15 protein-coding genes and 10 tRNA genes are annotated in these 18397 nt (G+C 42.0%); 3 read left to right on the plus strand and 22 right to left on the minus strand.

Annotated elements, in window-relative coordinates; all coding sequences use genetic code 11:
- Positions 1–53: 53 nt before the first annotated feature.
- The 15 genes from gloA to FM038_RS11120 all read right to left on the minus strand — a co-directional run bounded on the left by gloA (position 54) and on the right by FM038_RS11120 (position 10508).
- Positions 54–464: a lactoylglutathione lyase gene (gene gloA / locus FM038_RS11050; RefSeq protein WP_142871217.1), complete on the minus strand. Its 411-nt coding sequence runs from the start codon at positions 462–464 to the stop codon at positions 54–56.
- A gap of 425 nt (positions 465–889) precedes the next feature.
- Positions 890–1531 carry an endonuclease III gene (gene nth / locus FM038_RS11055; protein WP_142871216.1) on the minus strand — a complete coding sequence of 214 codons (642 nt, stop codon included), beginning with the start codon at positions 1529–1531 and terminating at the stop codon, positions 890–892.
- A gap of 71 nt (positions 1532–1602) precedes the next feature.
- Positions 1603–2301: an electron transport complex subunit E gene (locus tag FM038_RS11060; RefSeq protein WP_142871227.1), complete on the minus strand. Its 699-nt coding sequence runs from the start codon at positions 2299–2301 to the stop codon at positions 1603–1605.
- A 56-nt stretch (positions 2302–2357) separates the two neighbouring features.
- Positions 2358–2996, minus strand: a complete 639-nt coding sequence (rsxG, locus tag FM038_RS11065) for an electron transport complex subunit RsxG (protein ID WP_142871215.1) — start codon at positions 2994–2996, stop codon at positions 2358–2360.
- A 15-nt stretch (positions 2997–3011) separates the two neighbouring features.
- Positions 3012–4064 carry an electron transport complex subunit RsxD gene (rsxD, locus tag FM038_RS11070; protein ID WP_142871214.1) on the minus strand — a complete coding sequence of 351 codons (1053 nt, stop codon included), beginning with the start codon at positions 4062–4064 and terminating at the stop codon, positions 3012–3014.
- Between the two features lie 3 nt (positions 4065–4067).
- Positions 4068–6605, minus strand: coding sequence for an electron transport complex subunit RsxC (rsxC, locus tag FM038_RS11075; protein WP_142871213.1), 2538 nt, complete (start codon positions 6603–6605; stop codon positions 4068–4070).
- A complete protein-coding gene (gene rsxB / locus FM038_RS11080) occupies positions 6599–7168 on the minus strand; it encodes an electron transport complex subunit RsxB (RefSeq protein WP_142871212.1) in 570 nt (189 codons plus the stop codon). The genes rsxC and rsxB overlap by 7 nt, the downstream gene beginning before the upstream one ends.
- Positions 7169–7170: 2 nt before the next feature.
- Entirely contained in the window at positions 7171–7749 is a 579-nt protein-coding gene (gene rsxA / locus FM038_RS11085) for an electron transport complex subunit RsxA (RefSeq protein WP_142871211.1), read from the minus strand.
- Positions 7750–7860: 111 nt separating this feature from the next.
- Positions 7861–9765: an EAL domain-containing protein gene (locus FM038_RS11090; RefSeq protein WP_142871210.1), complete on the minus strand. Its 1905-nt coding sequence runs from the start codon at positions 9763–9765 to the stop codon at positions 7861–7863.
- 115 nt (positions 9766–9880) lie between these two features.
- Positions 9881–9956: transfer RNA gene (locus tag FM038_RS11095), tRNA-Asn, on the minus strand.
- Positions 9957–9985: 29 nt separating this feature from the next.
- Positions 9986–10061: transfer RNA gene (locus tag FM038_RS11100), tRNA-Asn, on the minus strand.
- A gap of 36 nt (positions 10062–10097) precedes the next feature.
- Positions 10098–10173: transfer RNA gene (locus FM038_RS11105), tRNA-Asn, on the minus strand.
- A 25-nt stretch (positions 10174–10198) separates the two neighbouring features.
- Positions 10199–10274 (minus strand) — tRNA-Asn (locus FM038_RS11110).
- Positions 10275–10306: 32 nt separating this feature from the next.
- Positions 10307–10382, minus strand: a tRNA-Asn gene (locus tag FM038_RS11115).
- Between the two features lie 50 nt (positions 10383–10432).
- Positions 10433–10508 (minus strand) — tRNA-Asn (locus FM038_RS11120).
- Positions 10509–11550: 1042 nt separating this feature from the next.
- Between FM038_RS11120 and uvrB the strand changes: the two genes are divergently transcribed.
- Positions 11551–13566 carry an excinuclease ABC subunit UvrB gene (gene uvrB, locus FM038_RS11125; RefSeq protein WP_195873255.1) on the plus strand — a complete coding sequence of 672 codons (2016 nt, stop codon included), beginning with the start codon at positions 11551–11553 and terminating at the stop codon, positions 13564–13566.
- A gap of 54 nt (positions 13567–13620) precedes the next feature.
- Here uvrB and rrtA read toward each other — a convergent pair whose 3' ends face one another.
- Entirely contained in the window at positions 13621–14232 is a 612-nt protein-coding gene (rrtA, locus tag FM038_RS11130) for a rhombosortase (protein WP_142871209.1), read from the minus strand.
- Entirely contained in the window at positions 14229–14924 is a 696-nt protein-coding gene (queC, locus tag FM038_RS11135) for a 7-cyano-7-deazaguanine synthase QueC (RefSeq protein ID WP_142871208.1), read from the minus strand. The genes rrtA and queC overlap by 4 nt, the downstream gene beginning before the upstream one ends.
- Before the next feature lie 169 nt (positions 14925–15093).
- Here queC and queE point away from each other — a divergent pair, with 169 nt between their 5' ends.
- The gene (gene queE, locus FM038_RS11140; RefSeq protein WP_142871207.1) at positions 15094–15762 is read left to right on the plus strand and encodes a 7-carboxy-7-deazaguanine synthase QueE; all 669 of its coding nucleotides are present in this window, start codon (positions 15094–15096) and stop codon (positions 15760–15762) included.
- A 58-nt stretch (positions 15763–15820) separates the two neighbouring features.
- Here queE and FM038_RS11145 read toward each other — a convergent pair whose 3' ends face one another.
- From FM038_RS11145 to FM038_RS11165, 5 genes are all read right to left on the minus strand, one after another.
- Positions 15821–16885: a PLP-dependent cysteine synthase family protein gene (locus FM038_RS11145; RefSeq protein ID WP_142871206.1), complete on the minus strand. Its 1065-nt coding sequence runs from the start codon at positions 16883–16885 to the stop codon at positions 15821–15823.
- Positions 16886–17082: 197 nt separating this feature from the next.
- Positions 17083–17167: transfer RNA gene (locus tag FM038_RS11150), tRNA-Tyr, on the minus strand.
- Between the two features lie 85 nt (positions 17168–17252).
- Positions 17253–17337, minus strand: a tRNA-Tyr gene (locus FM038_RS11155).
- 148 nt (positions 17338–17485) lie between these two features.
- Positions 17486–17570 (minus strand) — tRNA-Tyr (locus FM038_RS11160).
- Between the two features lie 83 nt (positions 17571–17653).
- Positions 17654–17738, minus strand: a tRNA-Tyr gene (locus tag FM038_RS11165).
- Between the two features lie 124 nt (positions 17739–17862).
- Between FM038_RS11165 and FM038_RS11170 the strand changes: the two genes are divergently transcribed.
- A complete protein-coding gene (locus tag FM038_RS11170; protein ID WP_142871205.1) occupies positions 17863–18381 on the plus strand; it encodes a VC2046/SO_2500 family protein in 519 nt (172 codons plus the stop codon).
- Positions 18382–18397 lie beyond the last annotated feature (16 nt).

The following is an 18397-nucleotide window of genomic DNA, read 5'->3' on the forward strand; positions in this document are numbered from 1 at the left end:
AATAAAAAGCGCCGAAAGGCGCTTTTTTTATGCTTATAAATAGGTGGAAATATTTAACCTAAGCCTTTCGATGCAGAGCTCATCTGAATAAGCTCGATTTTGTATCCATCAGGATCTTCCACAAATGCTATCTCTGTACTGCCGCCAGCAACGGGGCCTGGTGCACGTATGACTTTACCTCCAGCAGCTTTAATGGCTTTACAGCGTGCATAAATATCCTCTTCGCCTATGGCTAAATGTCCGAAGGCATTTCCCATATCATAGCGGTCAGCATCCCAGTTATGGGTAAGCTCGATGACAGCACTGCCACTGGATTCATCACCAAAGCCCACGAACGCTAAAGTGTACCTATATTCACTATTTTCTGATTTTCTAAGGAGATCCATACCCATTACTTCAGTGTAAAAATGGATGCTTTTGTCTAAATTGATGACACGGATCATGGTATGAAGAAGCTGCGACATTGAAACCTCGATGGCTGTATTTTGGCTCTGTTTTGTTAAATTCAGATATTATGACATTCTGCTCATGCAGTGATGCGAGTATAACCTATTGATCTAGTCCATTACCTTGCTTTTAGACCACTTTCTTTAAGATTAAACACTGATTAAGATCACAAATTAGCGAGGTTTTGATGTGAATTAGTGCCATTTATTAAGATAATTATGATTAGAACATTACTGACATTGACTGGAAATAATTAATGAATATTGAATTAAAAATGGCATTTGGTTTGAGTGCAGTTATCGGCACATGCTTATCTATCTTCTTTTGGAGTATGTTTTAATATTTCAATAAATATTAAAACTGATGGGTATAAAATAAGTATTTCCCCATAAAAAAAGCCGCATTGCGGCTTTTTTTATGGGGGGGATTTGCAAGATTATTGTCATTCGTCAGGGTAGATTTTGTCTTTGAACTCACAAAGTTCTTCGATCAAACAACTACCACAACGAGGCTTTCTGGCGAGGCAGGTATACCGACCTTGCAGAATAAACCAGTGGTGGACGTCAACCTTAAACTCCGCAGGCACAACTTTAAGCATCTTGTCTTCAACTTGGTCGACATTCTTGCCCATGGCGAATTTTGTTCGATTAGCGACTCTAAAAATATGAGTATCTACGGCTATAGTGGGCCAACCAAACGCCGTATTGAGTACGACATTGGCGGTTTTTCTTCCTACGCCAGGTAAAGATTCAAGTGCTTCTCGATTTTCCGGCACTTCACCGTTATATTTATCGAGTAAAATAGCGCAGGCTTTATTAACGTTAATTGCTTTATTATTATATAAGCCAATGGTTTTGATATAGTCTTTGAGCCCATCGACACCTAAGTCATAGATAGATTGAGCGGTATTCGCCACCACAAAGAGTTTATCTGTGGCCTTATTGACACTGACATCAGTCGCTTGGGCTGACAAGGTGACGGCAACTAATAACTCAAACGGGCTGGAGAAGTTAAGCTCTGTCTCCGGATGAGGGTTGTTGTCTCTTAAAATTTCTAATATTCGCTGTCGTTTATCTTTATTCATTGCTCGATCAACATTCTTATTATTTTAATGGTTGCTAGCAGGAGGCTAGGTGTCTTGATTAGCACCTAGCATTAACCTACTTTGGTTATTCTTGCTCTCGTCACTGCTACTGGGTTAGTAACATTAGGTTGCCTGTCTGCAATCTTCTTATCAATAACATTCTTAAGTGCGATTAAAAAGCCCATACCGATAAATGCACCAGGTGGCAGCATAGCAAGAAGAAAGCTAGTTTCAAATTGCCACAACTGAATCGTTAACCCTGCAGCCCAGTCACCTAACAAAAGTTCTGCTCCGTCAAATAACGTGCCTTGACCTAAAATTTCTCTTCCGGCACCTAAAATGGCAAGAACGATTAAGAAACCTAACCCCATCATAAGGCCATCAAAGGCAGACTTGGCCAGTGAATTACGGGAAGCGAATGCTTCTGCGCGACCAATGATGACACAGTTAGTGACAATCAAGGGTAAGAAAATCCCTAAAGATAAGTACAGGCCGTAGGCATAGGCATTAATGAGCAATTGGACACTGGTGACGAGTGCGGCGATGATCATCACAAATACTGGGATACGGATCTCTTTAGGCACATAATCTTTTACCAGTGAAACTAAAATATTTGAGCCAATCAACACAAGCATTGTGGCTAAGCCTAATCCTAAGGCATTGGTTAACGTTGCTGTCACCGCTAATAATGGACAAAGACCTAATAGCTGTACAAGACCTGGATTATTTTTCCATAAACCTTGATAGGCAATCTCTTTGTACTCACTCAATACTGGAGTTTTTTCCTTGCTAGCGGTTTCATCTAGCGTATCTAGACCTGATTCACTCATTGGTAGTCGACCTCACAATTAGCTGGACGCTGAAGCAACATTTCATGGTTTTCATTAAAGTAAAGCAGCACATTTTTAACTGCGTTAACGTAAGCTCTTGGTGTGATGGTAGCCCCGGTAAACTGGTCAAAGTCACCACCGTCTTTTTTTACTCTCCAGCGTTTGCTATCTTCTGAATTAAGTGATTTCTGGTTAAAACTGAGGACCCAATCAGATTTTCTAAGATCGATTTTATCACCGAGTCCAGGTGTTTCTGCGTGTGTTAGGGTTCTGACGCCTAATACAGTCCCTTGGCTATCAATACCAATGATCAACTTGATATTGCCGTTATATCCATCTGGTGCGACGGCCTCTATGGCAATTGCTACAGGGATTGATTGATAGCTTGCGATGTAAGCGGGTAGAGGTTCATCAATACCTAATGCCTCTTCATTGTGTATCAGAATACAGTGCTGAGTCAGCTCATTATCATAAATGCTACTGGGTATGAGTTGATGCAGGGTACGTCGCAACTCAATTTGTTGTTGCTCGATAATCTTATCTGCCGTCTGCTGATTGACGATAGCGACAAAAGCAGTACATAACAGAGCAAATAAACCCAATAAAAAGCCATTTCTTATCATAGAGTTTTTCATATGAAATTCCTCATGTTAGCTTCTAGCTCTGTGGCCATAGGCCCTGGGCTTGATATAGTGATCAATAAAAGGTGCACATAAATTTGCTAATAATATGGCAAAAGCATAAGCATCTGGATAACCCCCATAGGTTCTGATCACGTAGACCAAAAGGCCAATTAACCCACCAAAAATCAGTCTACCACGCACACTGGTCGCAGCCGTGACTGGGTCGGTGGCGATAAAAAATGCAGCAAGCATGGTTGCGCCAGAAAACCAATGGAATAGGGGACCTGCGTGTGTGTCTGGGTTTAGCATGAATCCCACACTTGCACAGATGAATAATGCCCCTAAAAGACCAACACTGATATGCCAGCGGATCAGTTTGAGTTTAATCATCAGCAAACCGCCGGCGAGGTAGGCCATATTTACCCAAAACCAGCCAATACCAAAACCGTCACTAAAGATTGATTTTGTCAGGCTCTCTGTGCTGGTTAATCCCATCGATAAATCAGTTTTGAGGGTATCAAGTGGCGTTGCCATAGCGATGCCATCGAAACCTAGCTTATAAGCCGCAATATCGACTTGGCTTCCACCTAAAAAGATAAGCAGCAAACTGGCTAACAGGTCGGGCTGATAACTGGCAAGTGTACTTGGGGCGACCCAACTAGTCATTTGAACCGGAAATGAAATAAGTAACATGACATACGCTGCCATCGCAGGATTGAAGATGTTGTGTCCAAGCCCGCCATAGAGGTGTTTAACAATTATAATAGCAAACATCGCACCAAGGAGTGTTAGCCACCAAGGCGCCAAGGGAGGTACTGCAATGCCAATAAATAGCGCCGTGAGTAATGCACTGTTGTCTTTGAGTGTATTAATTATTGGTCGCTTCCTAAGGGCTAATACACCAGCTTCACACAGTAAGGCTACAGATATGGCTATTGCGAGTTGGATTAGTGTTCCCCAACCAAAAAAGAAGCACTGTACTGCTACACCGGGTAAAGCGCAAAGTAGCACTCTTTGCATTAATGTGCTGGTTTGAAAACGACGACTCAGATGAGGCGAAGAGGCTATCTTAAACGCCATCAATTATTCCTTTTCATGTTCAATTTTAGAGCTGTGGGCTTGTGCAGCTTTTTTGGCTTTGGCCTTAGCGACAGCCGCGGCGATTCTCACTTTTTTGTCATCAACTGGCGTCGGTTCATCTGCTGAGATTACGCCATCGGGTTGAGTCGTTAGGTTCGTGTCAGAGCCTGTTTTTTCAGAGCCTGGCTTTTCAGACTCTGCTTTTAAGGCAGCTTTCTTAGCTTTGGCCCTAGCGACGGCTGCGGCAATTCTGGCTTTTTTGTCATCAACGGGCGCCAATTCATCTGCTGAGGTCACGTCATCGGGTTGAGTAGCTAGGTTCGTGTCAGAGCCTGTTTTTTCAGACTTTGCTTTCAAGGCCGCTTTCTTAGCTTTTGCCCTGGCGACGGCTGCGGCAATTTTGGCTTTTTTGTCATCAATTGGCGTCGATGCGTCTGCTGAGGTTACCTCATCAGATTGAGTGGCTAGATCCGTATCAGTCTCTGCTTTCAAGGTCGCTTTCTTAGCTTTGGCCCTGGCGACCGCTGCGGCAATTTTGGCTTTTTTGTCATCAATTGGCGTCGATGCGTCTGCTGAGGTTACCTCATCAGATTGAGTAGCTAGATCCGTATCAGTCTCTGCTTTCAAGGCAGCTTTCTTAGCTTTGGCCCTGGCGACAGCCGCGGCAATTTTGGCTTTTTTGTCATCAATTGGCGTCGATGCGTCTGCTGAGGTTACCTCATCAGATTGAGTGGCTAGATCCGTATCAGTCTCTGCTTTCAAGGCAGCTTTCTTAGCTTTGGCCCTGGCGACGGCTGCGGCAATTTTGGCTTTTTTGTCATCAATTGGCGTCGATGCGTCTGTTGAGGTTACCTTATCAGATTGAGTGGCTAGATCCGTATCAGTCTCTGCTTTAAAAGCGGCTTTCTTGGCCTTCGCTCTTGCTACTGCAGCCGAAATGTCACTGCGTTTTGAATCTGATTGACTCGCTCCTTGTGGAGCTGAGCTAACAGCTTCTTTCTTCGCTTTAATTCTCGCCATTGCCAGCGCAACAGCATCCTTATCGGAAGAGGTCATGTTTGCTTTACGTCTCTGAGCCGCGGCTTTTTGCTTAGCTTCCCGCGCCAACTTCTCATCGTCGAGGCGCTGAGTTCTTAGTTCGAATCGCTGTTTGGCCAGTTCTGCTTGCTTCTTCTCTTCTGCTTCATTTCTAATCGCAGATTTAGCAATTCGATAGTATTCGACTAATGGGATCTCACTAGGGCACACATAGGTGCAGCAACCACATTCAATACAATCTGCTAAATGAAAATTGGCGGCTTTATCGTATTCTTCAGCTTTCGAGTGCCAAAATAACTGTTGTGGAAGCAATTGTGCAGGACAAACATGGGCACACTCACCACAACGTACACAAGGTAACTCTTTCTGCTCAGGCGCTAACTCATTACTACTGGGGAGCAAGATACAATTAGAGCCCTTTAAACTTGGCGCATTATCGTTATAAAGAGCGTAACCCATCATAGGGCCACCAATAATGACTTTATCGTTCTCAGTGCCCTTAAAACCAGTCTGTGTGAGTAAATGTGATATTGGTGTGCCTATTGGAACCCAGTAATTGCCTGGTTCTTGGGTATTTTCACCTGTTATTGTGATAACACGCTCAATAAGCGGCTGGTTTTTTAATACGGCTTCGTTGATAGCATATGCGGTTGCAACATTTTGAACCAAAATACCGAGCTGAGCGGGTATTGCACCTGAAGGCACTTCCTGGCCAGTTAAAATCTGCACCAACTGTTTCTCACCACCTGAAGGGTAGAGTGTTGGCACTGTGGTTATCCTGACTCCATGTTTAGGTAGTGCGCTTCGATTCAATGCGTGTTGCATCTTCTCAATGGCCTCAGGCTTATTATCTTCGATAGCAATAATGAGTCGTTTGGGGCTTAAAAGGCGATGTATTATCGCGATACCATTTAAAATATCGTCACTTTTTTCTCTCATGATCATGTCATCTGATGTGATATAGGGCTCACATTCAATGGCATTGATGATGACCAGTTCGATATCGCTAGCTGGGTTTAGTTTAATATGGGTTGGAAATGCCGCACCTCCAAGCCCAGCAATGCCAGCACTTTGGATTTTAGTGAGAATTTGTTGGTTCGATAGATTATCAAGCTCTTCGGCATTAAGGGGAGTATGCAAGGTATCTATCTGAGTATCTAAACCGTCTGGTATTATCACACAGCTTAAAATGTCTAAACCCGATGCATGGTTACTCGGCCTAGGTTCTATTTTTGAAATGTGCCCAGACGTGGGGGCATGAACAGCAAGATGGCCAAAATGACTACCTTGGGTCAGAGCCGTACCTTTAGCGACATAGTCACCGGGCTTTACGACTAAAACCGCCGATTCGCCAACCTGAGGTAAAGGAATGATATATTCCGCTGCCAGAGGTAAGGTTTTAATTGGCGTATGGTTAGAGATAGACTTACGCTCAGGTGGGTGTATACCACCGATTGAGTGCCAAAGTGTCCCTTTATCAATTTGTTCAAATAAAGTTAGCACTTCAAATCCTCATCTAACGTTTTAACGGGAATAGCATGTAATTTCCAATCCCAAGTTTTCATATTTTGTGCGACAGGTAACATGTCTATACAGTCAACGGGGCACGGCTCTACACATAAATCACACCCTGTGCAGTAATCGGTGATGACGGTGTGCATGAGCTTGCCGGTACCTAAAATGGCATCCACTGGACAAGCTTGTATGCATTTTGTGCAGCCTATGCACTCATCCTCACGGATATAGGCCACTTTCTTGACTTGTACCTCTTCAGTCGCTGAAAGCGGCTCAGGATCGACGCCAGCCATATCTGCAAGCTTTTCCATGGTGGCAGTGCCGCCTGGGGGACACTTATTTATTTTCTCGCCGTTCGCTATTGCCTCGGCATAGGGACGACAACCAGGGTAACCACACTGTCCACATTGAGTTTGAGGTAATAGGGCTTCGAGTTGTTCGACCAAAGGGTCGCCATCTACTTTAAATTTTTCAGCTGCAAATCCCAATAAAACACCAAAAAATAGTGCCAAAATGGTCAGCAAGATTATAGCGATAAAAATTCCAGACATGTTTACTTAACTAACCCCGTGAAGCCCATAAATGCGAGAGACATTAAGCCTGCAGTGATCATGGCAATAGCCCCTCCTTTAAAAGGCAAAGGTACATCTGCAGCTGCCAGTCGTTCACGCATTGCAGAGAATAAAATCAATACTAATGAGAAACCGATTGCTGCGCCGAAACCATAAACCGCCGATTGGATGAAAGTATGTTTTTCATTGATGTTAAGTAAAGCAACGCCGAGCACTGCACAGTTGGTTGTAATGAGGGGTAAATAGATCCCCAATGCCCGGTACAATGACGCGCTCGTCTTTTGAACTAGCATTTCAGTAAATTGCACAACGACAGCAATAACCAAGATGAAACTCATGGTTCTCAGATAGTTGAGGTCGAAAGGAAGTAATAAGTATTGGTTGACCAGATAGCTTAAAACTGATGCTAACGTCAGCACAAAGGTGGTCGCCATAGACATACCTATGGCAGATTCTAGTTTGCTAGATACCCCCATAAAAGGGCAAAGACCAAGGAATTTTACTAATACAAAATTATTGACCAGAACTGTGCTGATCAATAATAGGAGATACTCACTCATCTCTATTCATTTTTGAGAATAATTATTAACGCTATTATCGACTTTTCCTGAGTCAGAAACAACACATAGAATACAAGGTTTTAAATTATTAGCGTCAAAATTGAAAATTGATTAATTAGTCTCCATCACCTGAATTACTTGTGGTTGTGCGATGTAGTATCCTTGTAGTCCATCAATCAACATTTTTTCAAGTGCTAGTTTCTCTTCTTGTCTCTCGACACTCGTGGCAATGACACGAATGCCTAACCGACGAGATATATCTATTATCATCTTGATAAAAAACATATTGTTGGTGTCTTTTTCAATCGAATCGGTATAACTACCATCTAGTTTTATGAAGTCTGGACGTACCTCGCGGAAAAACTTAAAGGATGTGAATCCCATTCCGAAATGCTCAACGGATACACGCGCTCCTACACTGTGCATGACTTTCACAAATGCATAGCTGGAGGCCATATTCGATTGCATACCCGCTTCATTCGTTTCAAAAACTAGCCTAGCAGCGATATGGCGCCTTTTAACGAGCTGGTCTTTAAGCCAAGCAACAAATGACTCCTGCATGATAGAGCTGGAACTAATATTGATGCCATAAGATCCCTCTAGTGACGGGGTATCTATTAAAATCTTTAATGTGTTCATTACGATAAGCTTATCGAGTTCGACGATCATGCCATGACGTTCTGCCATTGCTATAACAGTGGCAGTTGGAAGGAATTTACCTTCACTATTATAGAATCGTGAAAATAGCTCCTTGTAAACTTTTACTTCTGTACGGCAAGGCTGGATAGGTTGCTGGTAGAATTTAATGGCACGCCGTCTAATGAGGTCTTCAATAGCGAGCTTCCAGCGTGTGTCACCATAGACTTCGTCGCCATTAAGCTTATCTTGCATATGAAAACAATTAGGTCCCAGAGTCTGTGCAATACTCACGGCCGTATCACTTAAAGTTAATAAATTGACTGGGTCGCTGTCATTTGTGTAGGGGACGAGGCCGATATGGGCAATCGAGTCCGTCTTTAATGTTTGCTGATATTCATCGAATAATGACTTTAGTGACTCGAGAAAAGGCACACCATCTTTGAAAACTAGGTCTGGTATGAAAACTGCGAAATCAGCTGTTGAGATCCTGTAGCATTCTGAGTTGGGATATTTTGTGATGGCTTTGCGGATGCAGTTTGCGATTTTAGCTAAATAATCGTCTCCAGCGGAGCGACCGTGGCTTTGGTTAATTTGTCCAAGCTCTGTTGCTTTTACCATTGCCAATAGGCCAATCTGTTCTTTACTTAGTGCAGAAAAGGTTTCAAGTTTTTGGGTGAAACGAAGCCGTGTATCAAAACCTGTAATAGGGTCTTGATAAGCTGCACGTTGTAACTTTTCATTCTCTTTCGTCGATTCATCAAAATTAAATTTTAATTCGACCTTACATTTCTCAAGTGCTCGGCCAATAGGCATTAATTCAGCGCAAAATTTAGAAGAGGCCAATGCGTCATAGGAATGACTCGATAATGAGTCAACATAAGCAGCGGCATAGTTAACTGAACGTTTAAATTTTAACATCATCAGTGTGAAAAAAGCCGCAATCAAAAAGTAAACACACCAGATGATTATCCCTGCTTGGGTAAAACGACTGACCGCTTCAGCCTGAATGTCACGGGTCAATAGTTTTACCTGAAGTCGACCATGAGCGAGTTGCCTTGTATCAGGAAGATCGATTTGAAATATTTTGTAGATTAATTGACCCGAGTCACCAAACAAATCACCTTTGGTGAGATTGAAGTTACTATCTTCATTATGAATGTATTGAAAAAACTGGAATGAGGCATGCTTTTCAAGCTGGGATAACAAAATCGTGCCATCTTCAGCATCTAGGGCCAGCACAGAGAAAACGGATTGATAATTTTTATGCAACAGATCAGCTTGCTGTTGAAGTTGGGTCTTATTATCGAGATAGGAAAGGGAAGTAATACCTGCAAAAAGGAACAGTAAAAATGTATGAAAGAGTTTAGTTAAGCTCATATAAAATCCATTCGCAGAGTTAGAATATATTTATTATTCTAGTAAATACTGGAAGTTATTTTAAACTTAAATGAATATAAATAGAAAGGATTAGATTAAAGCGAGGTGTATAAATTGGCTCCCCAGACTGGACTCGAACCAGTGACATACGGATTAACAGTCCGCCGTTCTACCAACTGAACTACAGGGGAATCGCTATTTATTACATTTTTATGTTATTTGGCTCCCCAGACTGGACTCGAACCAGTGACATACGGATTAACAGTCCGCCGTTCTACCAACTGAACTACAGGGGAATTGAAATAACATATTTACTTAATTTAATACTTAATTGGCTCCCCGGACTGGACTCGAACCAGTGACATACGGATTAACAGTCCGCCGTTCTACCAACTGAACTACAGGGGAATCGAATTAAATATTTTGAATGAAATGGCTCCCCGGACTGGACTCGAACCAGTGACATACGGATTAACAGTCCGCCGTTCTACCAACTGAACTACAGGGGAATCGTTTTCATTCTATCAGATATCATTAAAAGTGGCTCCCCAGACTGGACTCGAACCAGTGACATACGGATTAACAGTCCGCCGTTCTACCAACTGAACTACAGGGGAATACTTTTAATCAAAATAACATTCTGATTTGTCTCAACAAATAATAACTTTGGCTCCCCGGACTGGACTCGAACCAGTGACATACGGATTAACAGTCCGCCGTTCTACCAACTGAACTACAGGGGAAACGTTAAAGCTACTCGTCGTTGAAGACGGAGCGCATATTAAATCGCTCTTGCCTATGAGTCAACTCGAGTTGGACAAAAAAGTGCAATTATGCGGTTAAGTGCTCATCTAATGTTCGTCCTGATGTAGAATTACACATTTTGGCGTAACTATGACCACTTGCTGTCAGTGCTTTCTCATAAAAGTGTTTTGTTATTAGTTAACTAATTACCTATTAGTATTAAAAAGAGCTGGCTTAGCGACATCTAAGTGCTTCAGCTCTGGGATTTCAGTGACTCATCCGTGACATCTTCTTAAGTCGTCTAGTTAAGTCGTATGTATAAGTCGTCCATTTAACTTGTTTATCCATGCATTATTGCTTTCGTTATTAATGTGATTGGATGAAAATTAAAATCGTTGTGTGGATTGAAGGTAGGAATAAACGTTGAAAGATTGGATTTTCAGTTTTCTAAACGGGTGTTTGTATCTTAAGTTCTATTTTACTAAACGGTCAGATGTAACAAAATTACATCCTAAGACATTTTTTACTGCTTCTGGCTTATCATGGTAAAAGCCCCGTATGATAAGGGCTAGCCTGAGTTATCCACTAAATCTGTGGATAAACCTGTGGGTTAACATAGAAAATGTGTGTCTAAGCCTTATAAACTGGGCATTGGACTTAAAATCGTCATATTTTTAGAGATTAAATTTAAGTCTTTAAAAACAACAAGATGATAAAATCAAGGGTTAAATTATTTACATGTATGCTCTGTTGTCAAAATGTAACAGAGTCTCAACACTAACTTGTGCATTAATCCTGTATTTCTGGTGCATTTGCGGCTGTTTGTTGACCTTTTAGCTTGTATTTAAATCATGTAGTAAAATTTCATAAAATTAATTTTGTATTTGTTTCATTTTGAACTAAAGAAATGACCCCTTTGGGTTTAATTTGAGCCTTAAGAGAGCCTGTTTTTATGAGAGAGATAATTTTTCATCAAGCTTATTCCCTCAAAAGCTGAAATTAGTTTAAAATATTCTGCTGTGCATAAAAGGAACCGACTAAGTGACAGAATCCAGTTTTCGACTCGAATCACAATATTCTCCAGCGGGTGATCAGCCAAAAGCCATAGCTCAATTAGTCGACGGCATAAAGTCAGGGCTTGCGTGCCAGACGTTGTTGGGAGTGACGGGCTCAGGTAAGACTTTCACGATTGCGAATGTCATTAAGCAGATGGCACGTCCTACAATTATCATGGCACCTAATAAGACATTAGCGGCTCAGCTATACGGTGAGATGAAAGAGTTTTTCCCTCATAATGCGGTTGAATACTTTGTTTCTTATTATGATTATTATCAACCTGAAGCTTATGTCCCCTCTACCAATACATTTATAGAGAAAGATGCATCTGTTAATGCGCATATTGAGCAGATGAGATTATCTGCAACTAAGGCATTACTAGAAAGAACAGATGTGGTGTTAATCGCATCTGTTTCGGCGATTTATGGATTAGGCGATCCTGAGTCCTATATGAAGATGCTGCTTCATTTGAGGCAAGGTGACTTTATGGGGCAAAGAGATATCCTGCTTAGGCTCAGTGAATTGCAGTATAAACGTAATGACATCGCTTTAGATCGGGGCACGTTTAGGGTTAGAGGAGAGGTGATTGATATTTTTCCTGCTGACTCAGATAGAAATGCTATACGTGTTGAACTGTTCGATGATGAAATAGAGCGCTTGAGTCTGTTTGATCCATTAACAGGCCATATCATTAAGCGTATAGCCAGAATAACTGTTTATCCCAAGAGTCACTATGTTACGCCTCGCGAAAAAATCCTTGCTGCAACAGAGGAGATAAAAGAGGAACTAAGAGAGCGTAAACAACAATTATTAGATAACAATAAGCTCATTGAGGCGCAGCGTATCTCTGAGCGGGTACAATACGACTTAGAGATGATGGTAGAACTAGGTTATTGTTCTGGCATCGAAAATTACTCACGTTATCTTTCAGGAAGAGCGACAGGTGAGGGGCCTCCGACATTGCTCGATTACCTTCCAGATGATGGACTGCTTATTATTGATGAGTCTCATGTCACTGTGCCTCAAATCGGTGCTATGTACAAAGGTGATCGTTCTAGGAAATCAAACTTAGTTGAATACGGTTTCAGGCTACCTTCTGCACTCGATAATCGCCCGCTTAAGTTTGAAGAGTTCGAAAACTTAATGCCGCAAACCATCTACGTGTCAGCGACGCCGAGTCAATATGAGATTGAAAAATGTGATGGTGAGATTGCTGAGCAAGTGGTTAGGCCTACGGGATTACTCGATCCTGAAGTTGAAGTCAGGCCTGTGGGGATACAGGTCGATGATCTGCTTTCTGAAATAGGTAAAAGAATTAAGGTCAATGAGCGGGTGTTGGTCACGACGCTAACGAAACGCATGTCGGAAGATTTAAGTGAATATTTAGACGAGCATGGGATCAAGGTAAGGTATCTGCATTCAGATATCGATACGGTTGAAAGAGTAGAGATTATTCGTGATCTTCGTTTGGGAGTCTTCGATGTTTTGGTCGGTATTAACCTACTGCGTGAAGGCTTGGATATGCCTGAAGTATCACTGGTGTGTATTCTGGATGCGGATAAAGAGGGCTTCTTACGTTCCGAGCGTTCCTTAATTCAGACTATGGGCCGTGCAGCCCGAAATATCAATGGCAAGGTGATACTGTATGCTGACCGCATCACTAAATCTATGGCGGCAGCCATGGGGGAAACAGAGCGACGGCGTAAAATGCAACATCAATTCAATCTCGATAATGGTATTACTCCTACAGGTGTGGTGAAGAAGATCACCGATGTGATGGATGTTGGAGAGCGAGATAAGGGGATCTTAGGTGATTATCGCAGTCTAAACGTTGCAGAAAACAAGGCCAAATATGTCGTTCAGGACGTGGCAAGCTTGAGTCATCAAATTGATGCTTTAGAGAAACAGATGCATGAACATGCAAAAAACCTTGAATTTGAACAGGCTGCGGCAGTGCGTGATCAGGCTTCTCTACTTAGAGAAGCAATGATAAAGGCCTAATTCATTTAATACTTGACCTATATTTATCAAATAACATGCGGAGAGTTCCGCATGTTATTTTACTTTTGACAGAAACACTTTATTAAAACAATAGATGCTTATAAAAATAAGCATCCCACTGATGACTCCGACTAAGTGGGCTTCGGTTGCGACTCTAGCACCGATCATTTCAGTGACTTGTTCACCAGCACCATAAACTCGCTCGTAACTCACTTTAATGACCACTCCTAACAGTAAAAGGTAGCCAGACTTTAACCCAATAGTGATATCTTTTAGTGCCCCATAGGTAAATAAGCCATGCAACATACCGCTTAAACCAACATAGCCAATTAAACTAGGAAAGAAAAAATAAAGACCAAGTCCCTGTGCAATACAGCAAAGAATAAAAATGACACTGAAATGCATCTGCTTATAATGGTTCTGATGCAGTAAAGCGATGACCCATAAGCCAGCGAGATTCATTGCTAAATGCCAAGCATTTGTATGGAGCAGGTTACCGGTCAATAAACGCCAATAATCGCCTTGAGCAATTTCATCTCTTCTAAAAGCCAAAACGTTATCCACTCCTGCAAAATAAAGCAGTGAACAAGCTAAAGTGACCATAAAAATAATGCTGTAAATGGAGCCTAGCCAACGTTGAAGATGGCTAGTTGTTGTTTCCGTCATGAATGTTTGCTTGATTTAGCACTTAGTGCTAACTGTACCTGCTTTTTATCGCTTAGATAATCATCTAGGCCTCGTTGCCTGAGTAAACATGCTGGGCAAGTTTTACAACCGGTACCTATGATCCCGTTATAGCAAGTTAAGGTTTCATCGCGGATAAGCTCGAGGCTGTTATATTTGTCCGCTAGGGCCCATGTCTCCGCTTTGTTCAACCACATTAAAGGTGTGAGCAGTTCAAGAGGACGATCCATACCTTGTACTAATGCTGAAGCCATCGCTTCTACAAAGTCATTGCGGCAATCAGGGTAACCTGAAAAATCAGTTTCACACACACCGGTGATCACTGCTTCTGCACCCAGTTGATAGGCAAAAATACCCGCTAAGGTTAAAAATAAGATATTACGACCAGGAACAAAAGTATTCGGTAAACCATTGTCCATCAGCTCGTTTGAAACTTGAATAGAATCTCGGGTCAGTGCAGAAATAGCAAGTTCATTCAGCATAGTGACATCGAGGACCTTATGGCTGCTAAGACCTAACTGAGTCCCAAGCTGTTTGGCTACTTCGATCTCTTGGCGATGACGTTGGCCGTAATCGAAAGTGATCCCATGTACCTCATCATAATGTTCTAAGGCTTGAATTAGACAGGTTGTAGAATCTTGCCCACCACTAAATACGACGACTGCTTTTGACATATTAACCACTAAAATAATTGAATTACCGCTATTTTAACTGACACAAACCCGCTTGTATAATATGACGTAAATAAGGCTTAGGTAGTTGCCACTTTTTTAGGCTAGATACAAAGCTTGCTTGTCATTAAAAAATACACTATAAATGCCGACCACAGTTTTGAGGAAGCCCATGAAATATCCAGTTAACGAAGTTTTTGAAACCATTCAAGGGGAGGGCGTCTACACAGGTGTTCCCGCAATTTTTGTCAGACTTCAAGGCTGCCCCGTAGGCTGTTCATGGTGTGATACCAAACATACATGGGATTTACTTGAAGAAAATCGCGTCTCACCTGAGCTGGTGATACAGGTTGACGGAGTACAAGGTCGATGGTCGCAGTTAACTGCTATCGAATTAATTGGATTCTTTAAGAGCAAAGGGTTTAACGCCAAACATGTAGTGATCACCGGCGGCGAGCCATGTATTCATAACCTCATTGAACTTACTGAGTCGTTAAATGATGCCGGCTTTGACACGCAAATTGAAACCAGTGGTACTTTTGAAGTGCATTGTTCTGAGCGTACTTGGGTGACGGTTTCTCCTAAAGTAAATATGAAAGCTGGAATGTCAGTGCTGACTCAAGCACTGATAAGAGCCAACGAGATAAAGCATCCCGTAGCTACCGAACGACATATTGAAGACTTAGATGAGTTGTTGATAGGCATCGCAGTAGAGAATAAAACCATCTGCTTACAGCCAATTAGTCAAAAGGCGAGAGCGACTGAGCTTGCCATGCAAACCTGTATTGAACGCAACTGGCGTTTATCGATACAGACTCATAAATACCTTAATATCGATTAATGCATGTTTGCAGGATATGTTTAGCCAAAAAACTAAACATATCCTGCAAGAATTATCTTTACACTTTCAAATGGCCTGATTGGCTGAACTCATTTAATTGCTGTTCATATTCTGAGTAATCACCAATATTCTCCGCAATCCATTTCGGATCATAATACGTATCCAAGTAACGATCGCCAGAGTCACATAAAAGAGTGACCAGTGAGCCCGTTTCACCGTTTTTATGCATCCGTTCTGCAATTTGCAGCACACCGTATAAGTTCGTACCAGTAGATGCGCCTGCTTTACGACCAATCAGTTTTTCTAGCCAATAAATAGTCGCTACTGACGCGCAATCGGGGATCTGTTCCATATGGTCAATCACACCAGGGATAAATGACGGCTCCGCTCGGGGACGACCTATGCCCTCAATTTTACTACCATGTGGTGAAGTAATCGTGTTGTCGCCACTAGTGTAATAGTCGTAAAAAACGGAATGCTCTGGATCGACCACACAGAGTTGAGTGTCTAGTTGCTGATATCGAATATAGCGACCGATCGTTGCGGATGTCCCACCAGTCCCAGGACTCATTACAATCCATTTAGGGATAGGGTGAGCTTCTCTACTCATCTGCTCAAAAATCGAGTTGGCAATATTATTATTGCCTCGCCAATCTGTAGCACGTTCAGCATAAGTGAATTGGTCCATATAATGACCGTCCAATTGAGCTGCTAACCGTTCAGAACCTGCATAGATCTCGCTTGAGTGGTCAACAAAGTGGCATCGTCCGCCATAAAACTCTATTTGCTGTACTTTCTTCTTTGCCGTCGTACGCGGCATAACAGCGATAAAGGGTAATCCTAATAAACGGGCAAAATAAGCTTCAGAAACAGCTGTGCTCCCTGAAGAGGACTCAATGACCGTCGTTCCCTCCTTGATCCAACCGTTGCAAAGTGCGTAAAGGAATAGCGAACGGGCTAATCGATGTTTCAGGCTACCTGTTGGGTGGGTACTTTCATCTTTCAAATAGATATCAATGCCCGAAAGAGATGGAATGTCTAATTTAATGAGATGAGTATCTGCACTTCGCTGATAATCTGCTTCGATTTTAGCAATAGCTTGATTTACCCAGGAATTTTTCATGATGCCTCTAGGATGTATATCTAATTGAAGTAGATAATAACGAAATTGATTTAGTCGTGGAAGCGAGAGAGGTAAATATCTTGAGCTAGAGAGTCTATCTAGAGAGGAATTAATTACTTGTAGTAACTTGTAACTGCAAATAGTGTATTTGAGAGCGCCTGGATAGGCTAGAAAACGAAGGTTTATCTGAAAGAAAGTGGTGGAGGGAGAAGGATTCGAACCTTCGAAGGCTGAGCCGTCAGATTTACAGTCTGATCCCTTTGGCCACTCGGGAACCCCTCCACATTTTCTCTTTATACGCATACTCCATCATTAAGGTGAAGTATGATTTTACAAAACTTAAAACTTAAAACTTAAAACTTAAAGATGGTGGAGGGAGAAGGATTCGAACCTTCGAAGGCTGAGCCGTCAGATTTACAGTCTGATCCCTTTGGCCACTCGGGAACCCCTCCACATTTTCTCTTTATACGCATACTTCATCATTAAGATGGGGTACGATTTTACAAAACTTAAAACTTAAAACTTAAAACTTAAAACTTAAAACTTAAAACTTAAAACTTAAAACTTAAAACTTAAAACTTAAAACTTAAAACTTAAAGATGGTGGAGGGAGAAGGATTCGAACCTTCGAAGGCTGAGCCGTCAGATTTACAGTCTGATCCCTTTGGCCACTCGGGAACCCCTCCGGATATCTTTAATCTACTACTTCTATCATTTACTGCTTTCTTTCTTTTACTACTAACTTTACCAATATCTCTATCAGTGCAAATGGTGGAGGGAGAAGGATTCGAACCTTCGAAGGCTGAGCCGTCAGATTTACAGTCTGATCCCTTTGGCCACTCGGGAACCCCTCCTCAATTGCGGCGGCAATAGTAGTCAGAATTTCTTTCAGTGTAAAGACCAATTTGAAAAAATATCTAAAGTTCCTGTTCAAGCGGTCGATTAACTATCAACGAGTTGATTTACTGATGTTTTTTTATGCGATCTAGTTCTGTTTTAATAAATGAGTCACAATTAGGCACTCGGCTTAATCACGCGATTGAATATGAGCGTCGCGGTGAATTTGCGCTTTTGTTAGCGCTATTGTCGACTGACGCGCGTGATATGGCGCAATTTTATACAGACTCAGAAGACTCGGATATTAACGAACGTTTAAGAGCTAAGTTTGACTTACCTCAGGCAGAATGTTTGCTCTCTGATTTATCCAGTGAAACATCACCAATAGATAACAGCTCTAATTTCCATAAAGGTGGAATGAGTGCATTCTATTTGGCGCAAGCTATGCAGCCAGAAGCCATTGTCATCAGAGGTGATCAGCCGAGTTCAATGCAGAAAGTACTGACAAATTGCGATCTCGTCACTCGTCAAAAGTTCTATGATGAAAAGGTACTTGATAAGCGGGTGCCACACTCGGTTAAATTACATACTGAGCAACTTCATTTTGTTGACCAGCTTTCTCAGCAAAGACAGATGAGCCGATTATTAGAAGCCTGCTGAGTAGCAAGAGAGTAGA

The organism is Shewanella eurypsychrophilus, assembly GCF_007004545.3.
Classification (GTDB): Bacteria; Pseudomonadota; Gammaproteobacteria; order Enterobacterales; family Shewanellaceae; genus Shewanella; species Shewanella eurypsychrophilus.

Coding starts and splice junctions, on each gene's coding strand:
- FM038_RS11145 (WP_142871206.1), bottom strand. CDS start 16,885: ATGAAAAATTCCTGGGTAAATCAAGCTATTGCTAAAATCGAAGCAGAT.
- gloA (WP_142871217.1), bottom strand. CDS start 464: ATGTCGCAGCTTCTTCATACCATGATCCGTGTCATCAATTTAGACAAA.
- queE (WP_142871207.1), top strand. CDS start 15,094: ATGAAATATCCAGTTAACGAAGTTTTTGAAACCATTCAAGGGGAGGGC.
- rsxD (WP_142871214.1), bottom strand. CDS start 4,064: ATGGCGTTTAAGATAGCCTCTTCGCCTCATCTGAGTCGTCGTTTTCAA.
- queC (WP_142871208.1), bottom strand. CDS start 14,924: ATGTCAAAAGCAGTCGTCGTATTTAGTGGTGGGCAAGATTCTACAACC.
- rsxA (WP_142871211.1), bottom strand. CDS start 7,749: ATGAGTGAGTATCTCCTATTATTGATCAGCACAGTTCTGGTCAATAAT.
- rsxB (WP_142871212.1), bottom strand. CDS start 7,168: ATGTCTGGAATTTTTATCGCTATAATCTTGCTGACCATTTTGGCACTA.
- FM038_RS11090 (WP_142871210.1), bottom strand. CDS start 9,765: ATGAGCTTAACTAAACTCTTTCATACATTTTTACTGTTCCTTTTTGCA.
- rrtA (WP_142871209.1), bottom strand. CDS start 14,232: ATGACGGAAACAACAACTAGCCATCTTCAACGTTGGCTAGGCTCCATT.
- nth (WP_142871216.1), bottom strand. CDS start 1,531: ATGAATAAAGATAAACGACAGCGAATATTAGAAATTTTAAGAGACAAC.
- rsxG (WP_142871215.1), bottom strand. CDS start 2,996: ATGAAAAACTCTATGATAAGAAATGGCTTTTTATTGGGTTTATTTGCT.
- FM038_RS11170 (WP_142871205.1), top strand. CDS start 17,863: ATGCGATCTAGTTCTGTTTTAATAAATGAGTCACAATTAGGCACTCGG.